The organism is Bilifractor sp. LCP21S3_F8 (assembly GCF_052117805.1).
Classification (GTDB): Bacteria; Bacillota; Clostridia; order Lachnospirales; family Lachnospiraceae; genus Bilifractor.
This window is the reverse complement of record NZ_JBQKIK010000062.1, coordinates 1-1,370: the sequence shown is the minus strand read 5'-3', so window position 1 is coordinate 1,370 and position 1,370 is coordinate 1. Positions and strand designations below refer to the sequence as shown.

General features: G+C 53.6%; 1 protein-coding gene. It reads right to left on the bottom strand.

Annotated elements, in window-relative coordinates; translation table 11 throughout:
* Positions 1 to 1,370 (bottom strand): GTP-binding protein (locus ACTQ3A_RS13875; RefSeq protein WP_441495191.1); only part of this gene is annotated, 1,370 nt, incomplete at both ends.

The window sequence follows — 1,370 nt, the reverse complement described above, 5'->3', positions numbered from 1 at the left end:
ACAAGCCCTGCTCCAGCCCGTAACGGATACCATCCCTGACAGCGTTTTGAAAACTCTGGTTCAAGTATCCCAGCGAAACCCGGCTCTCGTATTGTACACCGGAGCCAAGCGAGAGTGGTGTAACAGACAGTCCTATGGATGCCCAAAACGGGTTGGGCGGCACCTCGATATGGATGGTGTGGCTGGCTGCTTTGAGCGGCCGCTCCATATAAATGACGGAGGGTTCCTTTACCACTGTTTCAAGCTTGTATTTTTCCGACAGCAAAGCGGAAACAACCTCCAACTGCACCCGGCCCAAAAAAGAAAGAATGATCTCATGGGTGATGGAATCCACTTCGCAACGCAAAAGCGGGTCAGTATCCGCAAGTTGCGTAAGAGCGTCCAGCAGCCGTTCTCTTTGCGCTGCCGTTTTCGGCGCAATCGTCGTCCGCAGCATGGGGAGGGGGTCCTCGCGCCACCTTTTACGAGGGAGCCGGGTTTGGTCCCCTAATACATCGTTTAACCTCACGCTGTCGCTGGGAAGGATAACAATTTCACCCGGATAAGCGGTGTCTGTCCGAACAATTTCCCCTTTGGATGGAATACGCATCTCTGTGATTTTCAGCTTTTCTCTCCCGGCCAGGGCCACCGTATCCCGCAGGCGCAGCGTTCCGCTGTATAGCCGTAGATAGACACGCCGCTGGCCGCAATCTGTATACTCCACCTTGAAAACGCTGCCGCATAGGGCGGCGCTCCCCTGTTCCCCAATCGGTTGGAACAGCCCTGTCACCGCATCCATCAACGGTTGAATGCCAAGGCCCTTTTTGGCGCTGCCATAATAGACCGGGAACAGGGAGGCGTCTTGAACCCGCCGCTGTTCCTCCCGCACAAGTTTTTCCCGGCTGATTGGTTCTCCTGCGATATACTTTTCCAATAATTTATCGTTATTTTCGATGACCGCATCCCATGCTTCTATGTCGGTATTTTCCTCCAGGACTATTTCCGGGGACAGCGACACCGTCTGCTTGATGATAATATCGGCGGAGAGCTTATCCCGAACAGACTGAACCACGCTCTGCAAATCAACGCCAGCCTGGTCGATCTTGTTGATAAAGATAACGGTGGGAATGTTCATTTTCCGCAGGGCATGGAACAGAATACGGGTCTGGGCCTGCACGCCATCTTTAGCGGAGATCACCAAGATGGCCCCATCTAAAACAGCCAAAGAGCGGTACACCTCCGCCAAAAAATCCATGTGGCCGGGCGTATCCACAATGTTGACTTTACATCTGTGCCACTGGAAGGAAGTGACTGCCGCTTGAATGGTAATCCCACGCTGCCGCTCCAAAAACATGGTGTCCGTCCTCGTTGTCCCTTTTTCGACGCTCCCC